Below are 17,424 nucleotides of genomic sequence, written 5' to 3'. Positions count from 1 at the left end.
TCAACTGCCCCGATAGGTTGAATAGCCATAGGGCGAGACGAGCAAGGGAACGTGATAATGGTTCCCATCGGCAATGCCGAAATCGATGATGACGGTGTCGAGGAAGGGCGGATCGGGCAGAGCAACGCCGCGCCCGGCAAAATAGCGGGCAATCGCGAATTCCAGCCGATAGCGTCCCGGCGCGACCGGCGGCAGGCCGGGGCAGCGGCCATCGGCATCAGTCACACCGGCGAACAGGATCGTCCCGTCGCTATGGAGCAGGCGCAGCGCGACGGCGGCGGCGGGGCAGCCATGGCTGGTGTCGAGGACATGGGTGGACAGGCTGGCCATCATGCTGCCTCCTCTTGAGGTTTCGGCCACTGCCCGACAAATTCCGCTTCATCATAGGCCAGCAGATCAGCGACCAGCGCGGTGCGATCATCCAGAAAAAGCTGGTCGGTGATGCCGCGCAGGAGCCGGGGCAGCGCGGTTTGCAGGCCCGACAGGGCGGATGCCGACAGGCCAAGGCTGATGAGCGCTGAATAGTTGAAGGCGAACAGGCCGTGCAATGCCGCTGCGCCAGCTTCGGTCCGGGGGGTCAGTTCAAAGCCCTCGCCCAGATAAGGATGCGTATCGATCAGCGCATTGGCGCTGCCGGGCGCAGGGGTGAAGCGATCGGCCCAGCGCGCGATATGCGGCGCGACCGCGCCCAGTTCGCTGCGCAGGCCGGGGTCGCTGACAAGGCCGGTCGACAGGATCACGAAATCGAAATCATGCGTCCCCTGCGGCGTGGTCACGCATACCTGATCGTCGACCAGATCGACCGACAGCCAGGGCGCGCCCAGATGAAGGTCGAAGCCGGGCCAGGCGGCTGCGCGATCGAACGTGTCGTTGGTGGGCGGCTGGTTATGGCCCAGGAACGACGCCATCACCGCATATTTGTCCGCGTCTGACAGCGCGGGATAGCGCCCGGTGAAACCGACCCGTTCCATGAAGCGGATCGGGTTGATGCGCGGCAGCACGGCGCGACGTATAAAGACATGCGCCTCACCCACGCCGAGGCTCAGCGCCGCATTGGCATTGTCGAAGGCCGAGGCCCCTCCCCCCAATATGCCGATGCGCTTGCCAGCGAGCGCGGCAAAGTCGATCGGTTCGCTGGTATGGGCGTAGCGGTCGCGGGGCAGGGCGTCGCGGATCATGGCGGGCGTGTGCCATTCGCCACCGCCCTGTATGCCGGTCGCCAGCACCACCTTGCGCGCCAGCAGTGGCGGCTGGCCGTCCAGATGCAGGCGGTAAAGGCCATCCCCCATCGGCTCGATCAGGGAGAGTTTCGTGTCGTTGCGCACCGGCAGGTTCAAGACGCGACGATACCAGCGCAGATAGGCCATCCAGTCGCCACGTGCGATCTTGTCGACCGCGTCCCAGCCCGCCGCGCCATGCTGCGCTTCCCACCAGGCGCGATAGGTCAGCGCCGGAATACCGAAATCGATGGGGTTGAGTTCCTTGGGCGTGCGCAGGGTTATCATCCGCGCATAAGTGTCCCATGGACCTTCCATCCCGGCAGGATTTTCGTCGATGACCAGGATGTTGGACACGCGCTCGCGCAGCAGACCAAAGGCGGCGGCCAGGCCGCTCTGCCCGCCGCCGACGATGATGACGTCATGGACATGCCCGTCCGGATGCGCGCGCGGGCGGGTCCAGTCCGCGCCGCCATGGCCGATCAGGACGAGTTGCCGGGCCAGCTCGGATTCCAGCGCGGCCAGGCTCATGCCATATCCTCCAGCCGCAGCCGGACGATCTCGCCAATCTGGGCAAGGGCGGTTGCGATCTCTTCGTCGCGCCCATGGCTGAGCCGCTGCTCCATGGCGGCCAATATACCCGCCTTGTCGGTCAGCCGCACGCAGATGATGAAGGGGAAATCGAAGCGTGCGCGATAGGCCGCGTTCAGGGCGTGGAAACGCGCATATTCTGGCGGAGTCAGTCGATCCAATCCCGCCGACGCCTGCTCAGCAGCGGAGGCATCGGTCAGTGTCTTGTCAATCGCCGCCTTGCCCGCCAGTTCGGGATGCGCGCGGATCAGCGCCAATTGTTCGTCGGGCGTCGCGTCATGGACAACCGCCATCAGGTCGGCATGACGGTCTCCCGACGATGGCCGCGCGTCAGCGCGCGCCTCGACCCAGGGACTATGTTCGAACAGCGCAGTCAATGCGTGTTGCCCTCCAGACTGACATGGGCCGATACGACCTTCCAGCCATCTGCGAATTTGACCCAGCTCTGGGTCTGGCGGCCACGCCGCTCGCTATTGTCGCGGAAAAATTCGGCGTCGGCGGTAGCGAAACTGTCGCCATAGACGGTGATCGCCACCTTCCCCAGCTTGCGCTGCGGCGATCCGCCGCGGCCCTTGCGGAATTCGCGGATCTCCTCAATGCCATAGAGCACTTCGCCCACGCCATAACGGTTGGTGGTGGGCGCGTCATGGAACAGCCCGTCCATGGCAGGCACATCATCCGCCATCAGCGCGCGCTCATATTCCATGAAGGCGGCGGTGACTTCGGCAAGCAGGATCGGATCGTCTATGGTCATGCGGGGTGGACCTCCATCCAGCGGCGGGCAATGTCGATGCGCCGGGCGACCCAAGCATCGCCACTGGCGATGACATGGTCCAGGAAGCGGGCGAGCGCGGCGGCGCGGGCGGGTCGCCCGGCGATGCGGCCATGCAGGCCGACCGACATCATCCGGCCACCCTCGGCACGAAGCTGATCGAACGTGTCGCGCAGATAGCGGAAGAACTGCTCGCCATCGGTAAAGCCGTTGAGCGCGACGCACTTCATGTCGTTGGCGTCGAGCGTGTAGGGGACGATCAGCTGCCCTTCTGCATAATAAGGCAGGTCGTCAGCATAGCTGTCCGCGTCATAAACGAAGCCACCTTCTTCGCGCACCAGCCGCGCGGTGTTGGGCGACGTGCGGCCCTGATACCAGCCGAGCGGGCGAGTGCCGGTCAGCCTTTCGTGGAGCGCGATGGCCTGTGCGATATGGGCGCGTTCCACCTCTTCGGGGACATATTGATAGTCGATCCATTTAAGGCCGTGGCTGGCGATTTCCCAATCCGCCGCCAGCATGGCCTCCACCGCACCGGGGTTCATCGCCATGGCATTGGCGACGCCGAATATGGTCACGGGCAGGCCGCGTTCGGTGAACAGGCGATGCAAGCGCCAGAAACCCGCGCGGCTGCCATATTCATACAGGCTTTCCATCGCCATGGCCCGCGCCGGGTGGCTTGCCGCCCCGACCATGTCCGACAGGAAGGCTTCGGACCCTCCATCACCGTTGAGGACGCAATTTTCCGCGCCTTCTTCATAGTTGACGACGAACTGGACCGCGATGCGCGCGCCACCGGGCCAGCGCGGGTCTGGCGGGTGCTGGCCATAGCCGATCAGGTCACGGGAGAGCGTCATGCGTCCCATGCCTCCAGCGCTGCCGGGACCGCTTCACCGGGCGGCAGGGCGAAACCTTCGCGCAGCAGGCAGGCTTCAAGAGCGCCCAGCGTTATCAACACCTTATGCTTCATGGCATTGTAGCCCATCGCGCCCATCCGCCAGATGCGGCCCTGCAACGGCCCGAAGGCGGTGCCGATCTCAATTTCGAAATGATCGCGCATGGCGGCCCGGACCCGGTCATTATCGACGCCATCGGGGATGAACACGCCGGTCACATTGGTCATGCGATGGATGTCATCGCCAAACAAAGTAAGGCCCATGGCCCGCAACCCTGCGCTCATGGCCCGGCCTGCGGCGGCGTGGCGGGCATAGCGCGCCTCCAGCCCCTCCCCCAGCATCACGCGCGCACATTCCCGCGCTGCGTACAGCATGGATGTGGCTTCGGTATGATGGTTCAACCGCTTGTCGGACCAGTAATCCATGATCATGGCGAGGTCGAAATAGTTGGAGGCGATCCGCGGGCCTGCGCCATCGACGCTGTCGGCGCTGCGGATGCCCGCTTCGGTATGGCGTCGGGCGAAAATATGATCTGCCGCGCGATCCGAAATGGTGATGGGGGCAGAACCGGACGGGCCGCCAAGGCATTTTTGCAGCCCGCCAGTCACGACATCGACGCCCCATCGATCGGCGGCAATTTCCATGCCGCCGATGGTGGCGGTCGCGTCGACATAGCAGAGCGCGCCAGCCGCCCGGCACAGGTCGCCAAGGCCATCGAGTGGCTGGGCCATGGTCGTGGACGTGTCGCCATGAACGCAGGCCACGATCCTGGGGCCGGTGCGGGCGATGGCGGCGGCGACCGCCTCCATCGGCACGACTTCGCCCCAGGGCGCGTCGACGGTTTCGATGACCGCGCCGATACGGGTCAATATTTCACGCAGCAGCAGCCCGAAGCGACCAAAGTCGATCACCAGCACCGTGTCGCCCGGCGCGACCAGCGACACCAGCGCCGCCTCTATCCCCGCGCGGGCTGTCCCGTCGATCAACATGGTCCATTGGTTCTGCGTGCCGAAAATAGGGCGATAGAGCGCCATGACCTGATTCATATAGCCGGTCATTTCCGGGTCGAACTGACCCAGCAGATCGGCCGCCATGGCGCGCAGCACGCGGGGATGGGCGTTGACCGGCCCCGGCCCCATCAACAGGCGTTGCGGCGGGTCGATTTCGCCAAAGAGCAGAGGATCAAGCGGGGTCAAATGTTGCTCCCAATCGGTCGATAAAGCCAAGCATGACCTGCAATGCCACATCAACGTCGGCGGGGTCGACATGTTCGGCCGGATTATGGCTGATACCGTGTCGACAACGGATGAAGAGCATGGCCGTAGGACAGAGCGCTGCCATGACCATGGCGTCATGCCCAGCCCCCGATACGAGGCGACGGACCGGATGCCCCACAGCCGCGATGGCGGTGTCCATCAGGTCCATGAGCGCCACGTCGCACGGGCTGGCGGGCAGGTCATGGACGCTCTGGATCGCGAAATCTAGATCGCGGCGATCGGCTATGCCGGCCAGCGCATCGCATATCGCTTCCGCCGCCCGATCGCGCCGCGCCGCGTCACCTGATCTTATGTCGATCGTGAAGCGGACTTCGCCTGCTATGACATTGGGCGCGCCCGGCATCGCCTCTATCCGTCCCACCGTCGCGACCAGATCGGACGCATCGGCGCGCGCGATCCCCTCGGTCGCCAGGATCATTTCGGCAGCGCCAGCCAGCGCGTCGCGCCGCAGCGGCATCGAACTCGTGCCTGCATGACCGGCCATGCCCTTGACGATCGCCTGATAGCGCAATTGGGCGGCGATCCCGGTCACTGTTCCGACGGCCAGTCCCTCGGCCTCCAGCACCGGCCCCTGTTCGATATGGGCTTCAAGATAGGCAAGGGTCGAGCCGGGCGCGCGGGCCGCGGACAGATAGTCGGAGAGGTTGACGCCCGCCTGCGCCAGCGACACGCCGTCCGCATCGGCAAGGTCGAGTGCGTCGAGAGCCAACGTCCCCGCAACCGCACGACTGGTGAGCATGGCGGCGGGAAAGCGAGACCCTTCCTCATCCCCAAAAGCGATGACTTCGATCGGGAAAGGCAGGCGCTGGCCATTCTGGTGCAGGGCCGCCACGGCCTCAATACCGAGCATGATGCCAAGCGGCCCATCATAGCGCCCCCCATCGCGCACGCTGTCGAGATGGCTGCCAATGAGCAGAGCGGGCGCGCCGGGCAACGTGCCTTCATAGCGACCAATGAGGTTGGCGGCGGCATCGCGGCGCACGGCCATGCCCGCCTGCGCCATCCATCCGGCGAGCGCTTCCTGCGCCGCGGCATAGGCCGTGGTCAGATAGCCGCGATAGAGGCCGTGCTCCATGTCGCTATAGGGCGCGACGCCCAGTGCGTCGCAGCGCGCCACCGCTCTTGCGCCTCCGCTCACCATGCCGCCACCTGTCCGTCGCTGCGCGGATCGGTTGCGCCGTCCAGGCGGCCATCGCCATGGCGAACGATCGCCCCGGCATGGCCCATCATCGCGGTCAGCGGGCCAACACGCTCGACATCATGGCCCGCCGCCGCAAGATCGGTGTAGAGCTTGTCGTCGAACCCGTCCTCCAGCTTCAATGTCGTGCTGTTCTCACCCCATGTCCGTCCCAGCAGCCAGCGGGGCGCGTTGATCGCCTGCTGGAGATCGACGCCGAAACGGGCGTAGCGGGAGAAGAGCGCAGCCTGGGTCTGGGGCTGCCCCTCCCCGCCCATCGTGCCATAGGCCATGACGCGCCCATCATCGAAACGGGCAAGCGCCGGGTTGAGCGTATGGAACGGCTTGCGTCCGGGCCGAAGCGCGTTCCAGCCATCAGCCGCCAGACGAAAGCTGCTACCCCGGTTCTGCCAGGTGATGCCGGTGCGTGGCAGCACCAGCCCCGATCCGAACTCGAAATAGGTAGACTGGATGGCGCTTACCATGCGCCCGTCCTTGTCTGCGGCGGCGAACCAGCATGTGTCCCCCTGCGCCGTCGGGCGGGGCCAGGGCAAGGCGCGGGCCGGGTCGATCGAGGCGGCGATGGCGTCCAGCGCGGCCGGATCGTCCAATAGGCCCTGATAGTCGAAATCATGGAAAGCGGGGTCGCCGACATGGGAATCGCGCAGCAGAAAGGCCTGCTTGGTCGCCTCGACCAGGCCGTGGACATGGTCAAAGCCGTCCGCCTGCGCCGCGCGCAGCCTGTCGAACAAGGCGAGGATCATCAGCGACGCAAAGCCCTGCGTCGGCGGGGCGCTGTTGTAGAGGTCAATGCCGGTGATGCGGGTCTTGAGCGGCGCGGGTCGGCTTGCTTGATGCGCGGCCAGATCGTCGCGACCAACCGGGCTGCCCAGTTCCGCCAGATCCAGCGCGACCATATCGGCCAGCGCGCCGGCGTAGAAATCGGTCGGGCCATCGTCGGCGATCCGCCGCAGCGTCGCGGCGAGGGCGGGCTGGAGCAGCCTGTCGCCTTCGCGCAACGGGCGGCCTTCCGGCTCGAAGATGGCGGCATAGGCGCCGGGCTGGATGCGCAGTTCCGCGCCCTTGACCGCTGCAATGGCCGCGCCGCCACTGGTCACCGCCACGCCAGTATCGGCATGGTGGATGGCGTCGCGCAACAGACGGGACAGGGGCAGCCTGCCCCCGCCGCTTTCCAGTATCGCCGCCCAGCCCGATACTGTTCCCGCCACCGTATTGGCGGCGAGCGGCCCGCGCGTCGGCACCGCGTCCATCCCGGCATAGAGGCCAAGGTCCGCACGAGCGGCTGCACTGCCGCAGCCATGGACGCTGTGGACCGCGCCGTCCGGTTCGGCAACCAGCCAGAAACTGTCCCCGCCGATGCCGGTCATGTGGGGATAGACCACAGCCAGCGTGGCTGCGACGGCAACGGCGGCTTCAACGGCGTTGCCCCCGTCCTTCAGCACATCGCAACCCGCCTGCGCCGCCAGAAAATGGGGGGCGGTTACCATGCCGTTCGTGCCGCTGATGGTGGAAAGCGCCATCATCCTAGTCCGGCAGTGCAGCAACGAAGGCGCGCACGACATCGGCGCTGTTGACCGATGCCAGCGCCATGAACGTCGTCATCTGGTTCGCGCCTGCGTCTCCCCCGGCCAGATCGGACAGGCTGCGGAACACGATGACCGGCACCTGATTGGCATAGGCGACCTGCACCACCGCCGCGCTTTCCATGTCCAGAACGCGCGCTTTCCACGCCTTGGCCAGATAGTCGCGAAATTCGGCATTGTCGGCATAGACCCCGGCGCTGACGCCCGTGCCGCCAACCACGATTTTGGGTTCATGCGCGAGGCAGGTTGCGCTGGTCGCCTGCCCTTCCGTGCAACGGCGCAGGGTAAGGCCCGGCGCGATTTTGCGGGCGATCGCCAGCAATGCCGGATCGACGGTCTGCCGATAATGGCGGCGCGGTGCGTCGGTCGCATTGCCCAGCCGAACCCCGCGCGGGAACATCATGCCAAAGGGCGGCGGCGCGTCGGCATCGACAGGTTCGGGGACAATCCAGCCCTGCGGCGTCTGGCGCGCGAAGGACACTTCCAGATATTGCGCCCAATCTTCCGCGACGATGACATCGCCGATCGACAGGGCCGGATCGACCCCGCCTGCGATGCCGGAAAAGACGATCCGCTTCACCGTGAAACGATCCAGTACCAATTGGGTATTCATTGCGGCGTTGACCATGCTGACGCCGCTCTGCATCAGCAGCACCGGCTTGCCCGCCATGGTGCCGGTCAGGAAAGTGAGGCCGTTGACCTTATAGGTTCGGGGCTTGGCGACGGTATGAGCGAGCGCATCCCATTCTGGCGCAAAGGCGGTCATGACCACGGTGCGCGGGGTCCGGTCGAGCGGCTTTGCCTGCACGGACAGGGGCAGCAACAGCGCGCATAGGGCGAGGAAGAGCGCGCGGATCATGCTGCGCTCATCCAGATGAAGCGGACGACGAACAGGCCAGCGAGCAGGAACAGGAACCAGTCAGCGCGTGTCGCCGTGCCGCGCAACAGCTTCAATATCGCATGGGCCGTGATGCCAAAGGCAAGGCCGTTGGCGATCGAGAAAGTGAGCGGGATCATCGCCACGGTCAGAAAGGCAGGAATGGCCGAAAGCGGGTCTTCCCACTCGATTTCAGTCAGCGGCAACAGCATCAACCCGCCCACGACGATGAGCGCGGGCGCGGTCGCGGCCAGCGGGACGATCTGGGCATAGGGGGCAACGAACATGGTCGCCAGGAATAATAGGCCGGTGACCACAGCGGTCAGCCCGGTACGCCCGCCCGCCTGCACGCCCGCCGCACTTTCGACATAGGAGGTGACGGTGCTGGTCCCTGCGACCGATCCGACGATCGTGGCCGCCGCGTCGGTGATAAGGATGCGATTGAGGCCGGGAATGCGACCCGCCTTGTCGATCAGTCCCGCCCGCTTGGTCACCGCGACCAGCGTGCCGATATTGTCGAACAGGTCTACGAAGAGAAAGACGAAGAGGATTTCAAGGAGGCCCAGCCCATGGCTGCCGGTCAGGCCGAACACGCCCGACAGGTCAAGCTGGAAGGCGGTGCCGGTCAGGGCGTCAAGACTGTAGGGTTCCGGATTGATGACGACCTGGCCACATAGCCATCCTACCAAAGTGGTCGCGACGATGCCGATCAGCATCGCGCCGCGCACGTTCCAGACGCTGAGCACGCCGATGACCAGCAGGCCGAACAGGGCCAGAGCGGCGCCGGGCGCCTTCAAGTCGCCCAATGCCACGAAAGTCGCGGGATTGGCGACGATGATCCCGGCATTTTTGAGGCCAATAAACCCGATGAACAGGCCGATCCCGCCCGCGACCGCGGCGAACAGATGCATCGGGATGGCCGCGACGATCATCTGCCGTACGCCGGTCAGCGTCAGGATCAGGAAGGCGATCCCTGAAATGAACACACAACCCAGCGCAACCGGCCAGGGAACGCCCATCTGCTGCACCACGGTGAAGCTGAAATAGGCGTTGAGGCCCATGCCCGGCGCCAGCGCCAGCGGCGTGTTGGCGACCAGCCCCATCAGGATCGATCCAAAGGCTGCGGCAAAACAGGTCGCCGCCGCCACCGCTGCAATCGGCATCCCCGCCTGTCCCAAAATGGCGGGATTGACCAGCACGATATAGGCCATGGTCAGGAAGGTGGTGAAACCGGCCAGCACCTCCGTCTGGGCCGACGTGCCCCGTTCCGACAGGCCGAAATAGCGTTCGAGCCCTCCTGTCCTCGGCTGTACCGCCACGTCCGTCATTATGCGTCCCCCTGATATGCGCCCGCTGGCCATGTTATGCCGGTCAGCCCCTTGTCTTCCAATAGGGCGGCGAAACGGAATAATGTGGCTTCGCCCCCTTCCCTGCCGATCAGTTGCAGCCCCAGTGGCAAGCGACCCGGACGGCGCAGCGGCACGCTGAGCGATGGCAGGCCGGTGAAGCTGATCGGCTGGCTGTGAATGCCCAGGTCTGCGCGGGCTGGCGACAGCGCGCCGTCGATCAATATCTGCGGATCGGCGATCAGCGGCGCGGGACAGGGCGTTGCGGGGGCCAGCAGCACATCATAGTCCGCCATGATGTCGGCGATGCGTTGCCTATATTCCGCGCGAAACGCCTGCGCCGCGTCATAGAGGGCGTCGGGCAACAGCGCCCCTGCGATCAACCGGTCCCGCGTGGCAGGATCGAACGCCATGGCGTCGCGGGTGAGCGCCTCTCGATGCAATCTGCCGCCTTCCGCTGCGGTAATCAGGAAAGCGGCAGAGCGCGCGCGGGCAATGTCGGGTAGTTCGATAAGGGGTGCGTCTGGCGCAATGGCATCCATCGCGGCGATCTGATCGGGATCGACATTGTCACGAAACCGCCCGCCCAATCGCGCGATGCGGATCGGATCGTCCTGCGCTGCCTGGCTTTCGGCCAGCACGTCCCAGATCGACCGCATATCCGCCACGGAGACGGCGAAGGGACCAATATCGTCGAAACTGTCGGCAAAGGGGAATATCCCGCCCATCGGCAGCGCGCCATGGCTGGGCTTGATGCCGTAAATGCCGGTCAGGCTGGCGGGAACGCGGATCGATCCATTGGTGTCGGAGCCAAGCGAGAAGGGCAGAAGCCCCGCTGCCACGACCGCCGCCGATCCCCCCGATGATCCGCCAGCCAGCCGGTCAGGAGCATGGGGGTTGCGGGTCGTGCCGTGCCGCGCGTTGATGGTGGCGAAGCCATAGGCGAATTCATCCATGTTGAGCGTCGCGACCAGCACCGCCCCGGCAGCGCGCAGACGGCATATGGCCTCCGCATCGGATTGCGCTGGCGGCGCATCGGCATAATGGCTGGACCCGGCCGTGGTGGGCAGGCCGCACACATCGAACAGATCCTTCACGCCATAGGGCACGCCCGCCAATGGTCCGGCTTCGTGCCCTGCCGCGATGGCGGCATCGACGGCGGCTGCCTCCGACCGGGCGCGATCGGCCAGAATGCGCGTCACCGCGACCAGTCGCCCGCCTTCGGCCGCCAATCCGGCCAGGCATTGCTCCAGCACGGCCATGGCACTGGTCTGTCCCGACCGGACAGCGGCGGCGATCTCGACGGCCTGCTTCACGCTTTTCCAGCCGCAAACAAGGTGTCGGCATGACGATCCAGCAGCGCCAGATTGGCGCTGACGCCCGCCATGCAGGGTTTAGCGATGGTCATGCCCAGCCTCTGCGCAGCACCCTCAATCTCTGCCCCGGTGCGCGGCAGCACCGGGCGTTGAAGCCTTGCGCCGCCTCGCGCAAAACGCCCCGCCAGCGCGGCGCAGAGGAACAGCTGGATCTGGTGAAAGATCATCAGCGGCAGGATGATAACGCCAACCTGTGCTGCGGGGAAAAGCGCGCCTGCCATCGGCACGCCCGATACCAGGCTTTTCTTGGACCCGCAGAACAGCAAGACGATCATGTCCGCGCGCGGCAGGCCGACGAGGCGCGCAAGCCCCAGATTCGCGCCCATTACGATGATCAGCATCAACAGACTGAGCAGCAATAGCAGCAACAGGTCCGCAATGCCCACCTGCGACCAGATACCACCGACCACGGCGGCACTGAACGCTGTATAGACGACCAGCAGGATCGACCCGCGATCGACCGGCATCAACAGCTTTTTGTGGCGATCGATGAATGCGCCGATCCAGGGCCGCAACAAATGGCCCGCCAGAAAGGGCACCAGCAATTGCAGCGCGATGGCCTGCACCGAATGCCAGGAAGAGCCGCTGCCTCCGCCATCCATCGCCATGAACAGGCCGACCAGAAGCGGCGTCAGGATGATGCCGACGATATTGGACAGGGATGCACTGCATACCGCCGCAGCGACATTGCCACCCGCTATGGCGGTAAAGGCGATCGAGGACTGGACCGTCGATGGCAGCAGGCTGAGATAGAGGAGGCCGGTCAGCAGCAAGCCATCGCCATAGCCGCGCAAAAGGGCGACGAGGCTGAGGCCGATCGCCGGAAAAAGCATATAGGTCGAGGCCAGCACGTAGAGGTGCAACCGCCAGTTGCCAGCCCCCGCAAGCACCGCAGCGCGCGACAATTTCGCCCCGTGCAGGAAAAATAGCAATGCGATCGCAAAGTCCGTCGCTGCCTCCACCCAGGGTATGGCCGCGCCGCGCACCGGTGCGAAAGACGCCCCTGCCACCGTCGCGATCAGGCAGAGCAGAAACGGGTCTGGCAGGAAGGAAGGCTTTGACAGGCGGGCCATGGCCCCCTTTAGGCCGATCCTGCCCTACCGATCCAATAGAATGACTTGCACGGATCGTTGCAAAAAAGCGCTTACCCCAGGGCGAAACATGCCCGCGCGGCCCGTCGCCGCCACATGGATGGCGAATGAGAGCCATGATCGCCTGACCATCATTCCCGTCGGAGGTATAGCGTGACCGCACCCGATGGCAGCACCGTGGCGCGATAACGATGCGCCTTGGCCCAGGCGATCAGGGGCGATTCGAGACCCTGGGGACTGGCAGGCGAAGGCGCGCTTTCCTGACCCGTCACGATCGCTGCGGGCGGATGGCGGGTCAGGCCTTCCGCGACGCTTTCGCCATTCAGGACATGAAATGCGGCCCGCTGCGCCGGAGTGAGCAGGTTGCGCGTGCGAAACAGGAACGGGCCTGCGGCAAAGCGCAGATCGAGCGGAACCCCGCTGTCGGCGACCCGTTCCGGCGCCAGGCTGACGATCGTACCAGTCGTGTCCGCAGCGCGCACGATCCGCCCGATCGCATGGGCGTCCTGCGTCGCCGACAGGATAGGGCTGTCGGCGCTGGTGACGTTCGGAGCAATGCGGATTGCCGTTTCGGCGACCCCTACCCCCATGCACAATATCAAAATGGCGGTGATCGCGGGGCGCGACCAGCGCGGGTCATCCAGCATCAAGCCGAAGCGGAGAAACAGCGCTGGCAGCAACGGCACCAGATATTGGGCATAAATGGGTCGGGGCAGCCACGCAGCGACCAACCCCGCCAGGATCACGAAATTCAGCAGTTCCTTCGTCATGGAAGATCTCCCATGCTGAAGGCGTGACATCCCTATCATGATAAGTGCAAACAGGGCCGGGCCCTGCGCCAGAAAGCGTAGCAGCCGCACTGCGCTGAGCGGCGTTTCCACCATATAGGCCCGCTGGTTCAGCATTTGCCATTCCAATGGCGCCTTCAGGCTATAGTCGATAATGCCGAACCAGGCTGCATCTGGCGAGATTACCCACAGGATAAGCGTGGGCAATCCCCCTGCCATCCCGCCTGCCGCCAGAGCAAGGACGTTCATCGGGCCAGCCCGGCGCATGTTCAGCAGCGCGAACAAGCCGATGGCGGCGGCGGGCAGCCCATAGCTGATCTTGGCTGACGCCGCTGCGCCCAGCAACAGCCCGGCGAGCATGTAAGACAATGGGCGGCGAGCCTGACCGAGCGCGTCCAGCAGCAGCGCGAGGCCCGCCATGTGCAGCAGCAAGGGCAAGGCATCGTTGCGCGCGACCGTCGCAGCAAACAGGAAAGCATGGCAGGTGACGAGCGCGATAGTCGCGATCCCGGCGTTGCGCGACGATCCACCCTCCCTGCACAGGGCCCGAAATAACAGGGCCGCCGCCCCTGCCGCGCACAAGGCATTGACCGCGCGCAGGGCAAGAAAAAGCCAGCCCTCGCACAGCCATGCCAGCGGCGCGAAGATCAGCGGTTGCAGCGGCGTCTGGAGATAGGCGAAATCACGATAGGGCAGACCCGATCGCATCAATGCGACGGCGGCGACATATTGCCCTTCATCATGGTCGATCGGCCGGAACGCCGCGATGCCCAACAGTACGGCGAGCACCAAAAGGAAAATAGAGAGCGGGTGGGCGCGCACGGCCTTGGTCATGATAGGGGCGGACGCTTACCAGCCCATGTCAGCGCTGAACATCACGGCCCGCGCCTGATCGACCGCATGGACGCTCCCCGCTGGCGCAGGGCCAAAGGCGCCGTTGCTGACAAGCCGGCTGGGATTGATGAAGCGCGTGGCAAGGCGCAAACGCCGGCGACCCGTTTGCACTGGCGCATATTCGATGCTGCCTTCCGCACGCAGCGGCGATTGCTGGGCACCCGGCAGCGCAAGCGCCGCACGACCGGTATGCGATCCCTGCGCCGCGACGCGCCACGGCCCTACAGTCCAGGCGGCGGCCAGGGTCATTTCCCGTTCCTGCACGGATCGCCCGGCCATGGTTTCAACCGCCGCCTGCTGGTAGCGAACGGACCAGTCGATCTGCGGCGTCAACTGGTGCCGGGCCATCATCTTCACGCCCAACAGGCTGGCGGACCCGATATTGACCGGCAGATAGGCCCGGTGCGCAAAAGACAGGCCATTGCGGACGTCGGCGCGATAAAGGCTGGTGGTGACCGTCATGTCGCCGCCCGACCATTGGCCGCCTACCGACGCGACACGGCTCTTTTCAGGCCGCAGGGATCGGCGCAACGCTTCGAAATCAGGCTGCGAAAGCCCAAGCGGGCCGGTAAATCCGGTATCGCCATAGGCGCGCATGGCTTCGTTATAGTCCATCGACAAAGTGAGTGCCGGGATGGGACGGAAGTGAACGCTGGCATGGGGCATGAACCAGTCATGTGCGCGCAGCCGATCGTCGCCGCTGCCGATCGTCACATTGGCATTGCGGTTGCTGACCTTCACCCCGGCAAAGCCGAGCGTCATCGCTATCTGATCGGAAAGGGCAAAATGATCATCGACCAGGAGCATTCTGGTACGGCTGCGTGGGCGGTGATCATAACCCCGTGCATTCAATGGCCATGCGGTGTCTGCCTGCGCAGCGACGAACCGGCGGCTCTGGCGCTGGAGGCGCAGGGCCATGACATGATCCGGCTCGTCACCCGAAAGCGGGCGGATCGCGCCTATCAGGCCATAATCCGGCGTGGTGCTACGCGCTTCCACGAGGGGCGATCGCCATATCGCTGGCTTCAGCGCATAGCTGATGCTCTGATCGATGATCTTGTCCTGTGCCAATGCAGTGGTGCCCTGCAGCGCCACCATCGCCAAAGCCAGTAGATGCCGTCCGCGCATCAGCGATGATCGCTTGCGCTGGCGGCTGGGGCATCGGCCATCGCCAACTGCGGGCGCTGACGGTCATAGGATATGACATAGCCGAAATGGTCTGAGAGCGGCTGCCCGTCAGGCTCCGATCCGAACGGCACATGCGCGCCCCTGACGACGAGAGATGAGCCGCGCCCCGCGCGCGCGAAGATCCAGTCCTTGCGGCGCTGCATCGCATGTTTAAGATCCGCCCGTGCCTGTGGAGCCGGGATCGTCGCCTGATCGAGCGCTAGCTGCGCGCCGCCCTGCCTCGCTGCAACGAACGACAGGCCATGGCGAGCAAAGCCGTCGAAGAAGATGCGGCTGCGATCGCTATTGCCGCCAATATTCATGTCGCCACCGATCATCAATGTGCGCGTGTGCGGGACCGCGCTGGCGATGAAACGGGCGCTCAGATCGACCTGTCGCGCATAGGCCGCCAGCGATCGGCTCACGGAAACGCCCGATGCCTTGCGCGCATTGAGATGGATATTGACGATGGCGACAGGTTCCGCTTCGCCGGGCACCTGCATATCGGCAATCACGACGCCCTTGTTGGCCAGGCAATCGAACCCGGCGCAGGCGAAATCCGGAAAGGCCAGGCGTCGGACGCGCAGGATGGGATAATCGGACAGGATGATGAGGCCACTGTCGGTCTGCTTCCCCAACGCCTCGCCGCGATCCCAGCGGGCCTCAGCAAGAAACGCCTGATCCGCAGCGCTTGGCGCAATCGGCGAACGCATCTGCCGATCCGGCCCGAATGTCATGTGCCGATAGCCGGACGAGCGCGCAAGCTCGGCCGCTTGCGGCGTGAATGCTTCCTGTAGCAACAGGATATGCGGCTGATGCCCCCGTTGCCGAAGCGCGCGCAAGCGCGTGCCGATCCGCACCAGCGCGGCATCCCGGTCGACCGCGAGCGGCCAGGGCAAGCCCTTGATATTATATGTCATCATGGACAAAGTCGTATTGCCGCCATCCGGCAATGCCTGCACCATGTTCAGGCGGTCTGGCAGGTTGCTGCTGGTCGATCCGGTTGCAACGAAGCTGACCAGCCCTGCAAACAGCATGGCTCGCAAAGTCTTATGCATGATGATGCCCCCCACTGGCTGGCGCCCTCCTAGCTCGCCAATGAGTCGTGCGCGTTTCTTCCGCACTGCAATATGATGAAAGTTGGATGGCGGCGGCGTCACTGAACCGACCAGTAATTGTCATGCAGCGATCGGCAGGCTGCGTCTGGTCGCTTCATAGAGGGTGAACAGGTCGGCGAAATGCGCGTCCATGGTTCGTGTATCGATCGCGGCGGCGCTGGCATTGGCGAGATGACCGGACGGACCCTGCGCCAGGAAAAGGCGAATGGCCGCTGCCAGGCTGGATGCATCGGCCGCGCGGTAATGATGGCCAGCGCCCGGCACCAGATGATCCGCCGCTGCCCCGCCATCGGGCAAGAACATCGGAATGCCACTGGCGCGCGCCTCTGCCGCGATCATGCAGAATGTTTCGGATTCGCTGCCATGCACCAGCGCGTCGGCGCTGGCGAGCAGGCTGGCAAAGCCATGGCGGTCCGTGATCGGCGCCATCAGCCGGACATGCGGATTGTCCGCTGCGGCGCGCTGCACGCTGGCGCGCGCGCGACCATCGCCAGCAATGACGAGCCCGACCGGGCGATCGAAGCCACACGCCGTTACCGCTTCGATGATCATCGGCCATCGTTTTTCCGGGGCGTGACGGCCAGCGCCGAACAACAGCAGCGCATCCTCATCCAGGTCGCACCATTGTAGCAGCCTTCGCCGCAGATCGGGGTCGCGGTGACAGGGCGAGAATATGCCGGGCTGCACCCCCATGCGATTGGTGACGACATGCCGCAGGTCGCCATTTACAAGCCGAGTCGCCAGTTCGTCGCTCGCGCACACGATATGATCGAAGCGCGCGTCCAGACGCCGCAAATGCCGCCAGAACCAGTCGAATCCGCGATCAATCTGTTCGCGGCTGGCAAGGCTGCGAAACCAGCGATAGGCGTAGTTGCCCAGTGGATCGGCATGCATGATCAGGCTGCGTGGAACATCGCCGCGCCAGTTGGCGACCATCGATGCGCTCCCCCACGGCGTCGATGCCTCCACCAGATCGGGGCGCAGGGCATCCAGCCGGGCGTGCAGGGCCGCTTCATCATGAAAATAATGATAGCGCCCGTCGAGCGGGAAGCGGCGGCCGGGCACATATTCGATGCGCCCATGATCGCCAAAATATTCCACATGCGCCTGCGCCGCTGGCGCAAGAATGATGATTTCATGCCCGCGTGCAGGCCCGGCCAGCATCTTGTGCCGGACATAGGTTTTAACGCCCCCGCCCTGCGGCGCGTAAAAGGCGCAAATGTCGACGATCCGCAT

16 protein-coding genes are annotated in these 17,424 nt (G+C 64.9%); all 16 read right to left on the bottom strand.

Features of this window, described 5'->3' with window-relative positions; all coding sequences use genetic code 11:
• A complete protein-coding gene (gene uraH, locus IWY39_RS22135) occupies positions 1-333 on the bottom strand; it encodes a hydroxyisourate hydrolase (RefSeq protein ID WP_107124532.1) in 333 nt (110 codons plus the stop codon).
• Positions 330-1,748: an FAD/NAD(P)-binding protein gene (locus IWY39_RS22130; protein WP_107124531.1), complete on the bottom strand. Its 1,419-nt coding sequence runs from the start codon at positions 1,746-1,748 to the stop codon at positions 330-332. Before IWY39_RS22130 ends, uraH begins: the two co-directional genes overlap by 4 nt.
• A complete protein-coding gene (uraD, locus tag IWY39_RS22125) occupies positions 1,745-2,185 on the bottom strand; it encodes a 2-oxo-4-hydroxy-4-carboxy-5-ureidoimidazoline decarboxylase (RefSeq protein ID WP_107124530.1) in 441 nt (146 codons plus the stop codon). Before uraD ends, IWY39_RS22130 begins: the two co-directional genes overlap by 4 nt.
• The gene (hpxZ, locus tag IWY39_RS22120; RefSeq protein WP_017182013.1) at positions 2,182-2,562 is read right to left on the bottom strand and encodes an oxalurate catabolism protein HpxZ; all 381 of its coding nucleotides are present in this window, start codon (positions 2,560-2,562) and stop codon (positions 2,182-2,184) included. The genes uraD and hpxZ overlap by 4 nt, the downstream gene beginning before the upstream one ends.
• Positions 2,559-3,434, bottom strand: a complete 876-nt coding sequence (gene puuE / locus IWY39_RS22115; RefSeq protein WP_107124529.1) for an allantoinase PuuE — start codon at positions 3,432-3,434, stop codon at positions 2,559-2,561. Before puuE ends, hpxZ begins: the two co-directional genes overlap by 4 nt.
• Positions 3,431-4,669 carry a pyridoxal-phosphate-dependent aminotransferase family protein gene (locus IWY39_RS22110; RefSeq protein ID WP_107124528.1) on the bottom strand — a complete coding sequence of 413 codons (1,239 nt, stop codon included), beginning with the start codon at positions 4,667-4,669 and terminating at the stop codon, positions 3,431-3,433. The genes puuE and IWY39_RS22110 overlap by 4 nt, the downstream gene beginning before the upstream one ends.
• On the bottom strand, positions 4,656-5,891 hold the full coding sequence (locus IWY39_RS22105) for an allantoate amidohydrolase (protein ID WP_107124527.1): 1,236 nt from the start codon (positions 5,889-5,891) through the stop codon (positions 4,656-4,658). The genes IWY39_RS22110 and IWY39_RS22105 overlap by 14 nt, the downstream gene beginning before the upstream one ends.
• Positions 5,885-7,468, bottom strand: a complete 1,584-nt coding sequence (locus tag IWY39_RS22100) for a gamma-glutamyltransferase family protein (RefSeq protein ID WP_107124685.1) — start codon at positions 7,466-7,468, stop codon at positions 5,885-5,887. Before IWY39_RS22100 ends, IWY39_RS22105 begins: the two co-directional genes overlap by 7 nt.
• Before the next feature lie 4 nt (positions 7,469-7,472).
• The gene (locus tag IWY39_RS22095) at positions 7,473-8,390 is read right to left on the bottom strand and encodes a 5'-methylthioadenosine/S-adenosylhomocysteine nucleosidase (RefSeq protein ID WP_107124526.1); all 918 of its coding nucleotides are present in this window, start codon (positions 8,388-8,390) and stop codon (positions 7,473-7,475) included.
• On the bottom strand, positions 8,387-9,736 hold the full coding sequence (locus IWY39_RS22090; RefSeq protein WP_107124525.1) for an NCS2 family permease: 1,350 nt from the start codon (positions 9,734-9,736) through the stop codon (positions 8,387-8,389). The genes IWY39_RS22095 and IWY39_RS22090 overlap by 4 nt, the downstream gene beginning before the upstream one ends.
• Positions 9,736-11,070 carry an AtzE family amidohydrolase gene (locus IWY39_RS22085; protein ID WP_107124524.1) on the bottom strand — a complete coding sequence of 445 codons (1,335 nt, stop codon included), beginning with the start codon at positions 11,068-11,070 and terminating at the stop codon, positions 9,736-9,738. Before IWY39_RS22085 ends, IWY39_RS22090 begins: the two co-directional genes overlap by 1 nt.
• A complete protein-coding gene (locus tag IWY39_RS22080) occupies positions 11,067-12,203 on the bottom strand; it encodes a bile acid:sodium symporter family protein (protein WP_107124523.1) in 1,137 nt (378 codons plus the stop codon). The genes IWY39_RS22085 and IWY39_RS22080 overlap by 4 nt, the downstream gene beginning before the upstream one ends.
• A gap of 149 nt (positions 12,204-12,352) precedes the next feature.
• Positions 12,353-13,843, bottom strand: a complete 1,491-nt coding sequence (locus IWY39_RS22075) for a glycosyltransferase 87 family protein (protein WP_107124522.1) — start codon at positions 13,841-13,843, stop codon at positions 12,353-12,355.
• 15 nt (positions 13,844-13,858) lie between these two features.
• The gene (locus tag IWY39_RS22070; RefSeq protein ID WP_107124521.1) at positions 13,859-15,031 is read right to left on the bottom strand and encodes a TonB-dependent receptor domain-containing protein; all 1,173 of its coding nucleotides are present in this window, start codon (positions 15,029-15,031) and stop codon (positions 13,859-13,861) included.
• Positions 15,031-16,128, bottom strand: coding sequence for an endonuclease/exonuclease/phosphatase family protein (locus IWY39_RS22065; RefSeq protein WP_229380612.1), 1,098 nt, complete (start codon positions 16,126-16,128; stop codon positions 15,031-15,033). Before IWY39_RS22065 ends, IWY39_RS22070 begins: the two co-directional genes overlap by 1 nt.
• A 120-nt stretch (positions 16,129-16,248) precedes the next feature.
• On the bottom strand, positions 16,249-17,424 hold the full coding sequence (locus IWY39_RS22060; protein ID WP_107124519.1) for a glycosyltransferase: 1,176 nt from the start codon (positions 17,422-17,424) through the stop codon (positions 16,249-16,251).

Source organism: Sphingobium sp. JAI105, assembly GCF_015752145.1.
Lineage (GTDB): Bacteria > Pseudomonadota > Alphaproteobacteria > Sphingomonadales > Sphingomonadaceae > Sphingobium > Sphingobium xenophagum.
This window is presented reverse-complemented; position numbering and strand designations above follow the sequence as displayed.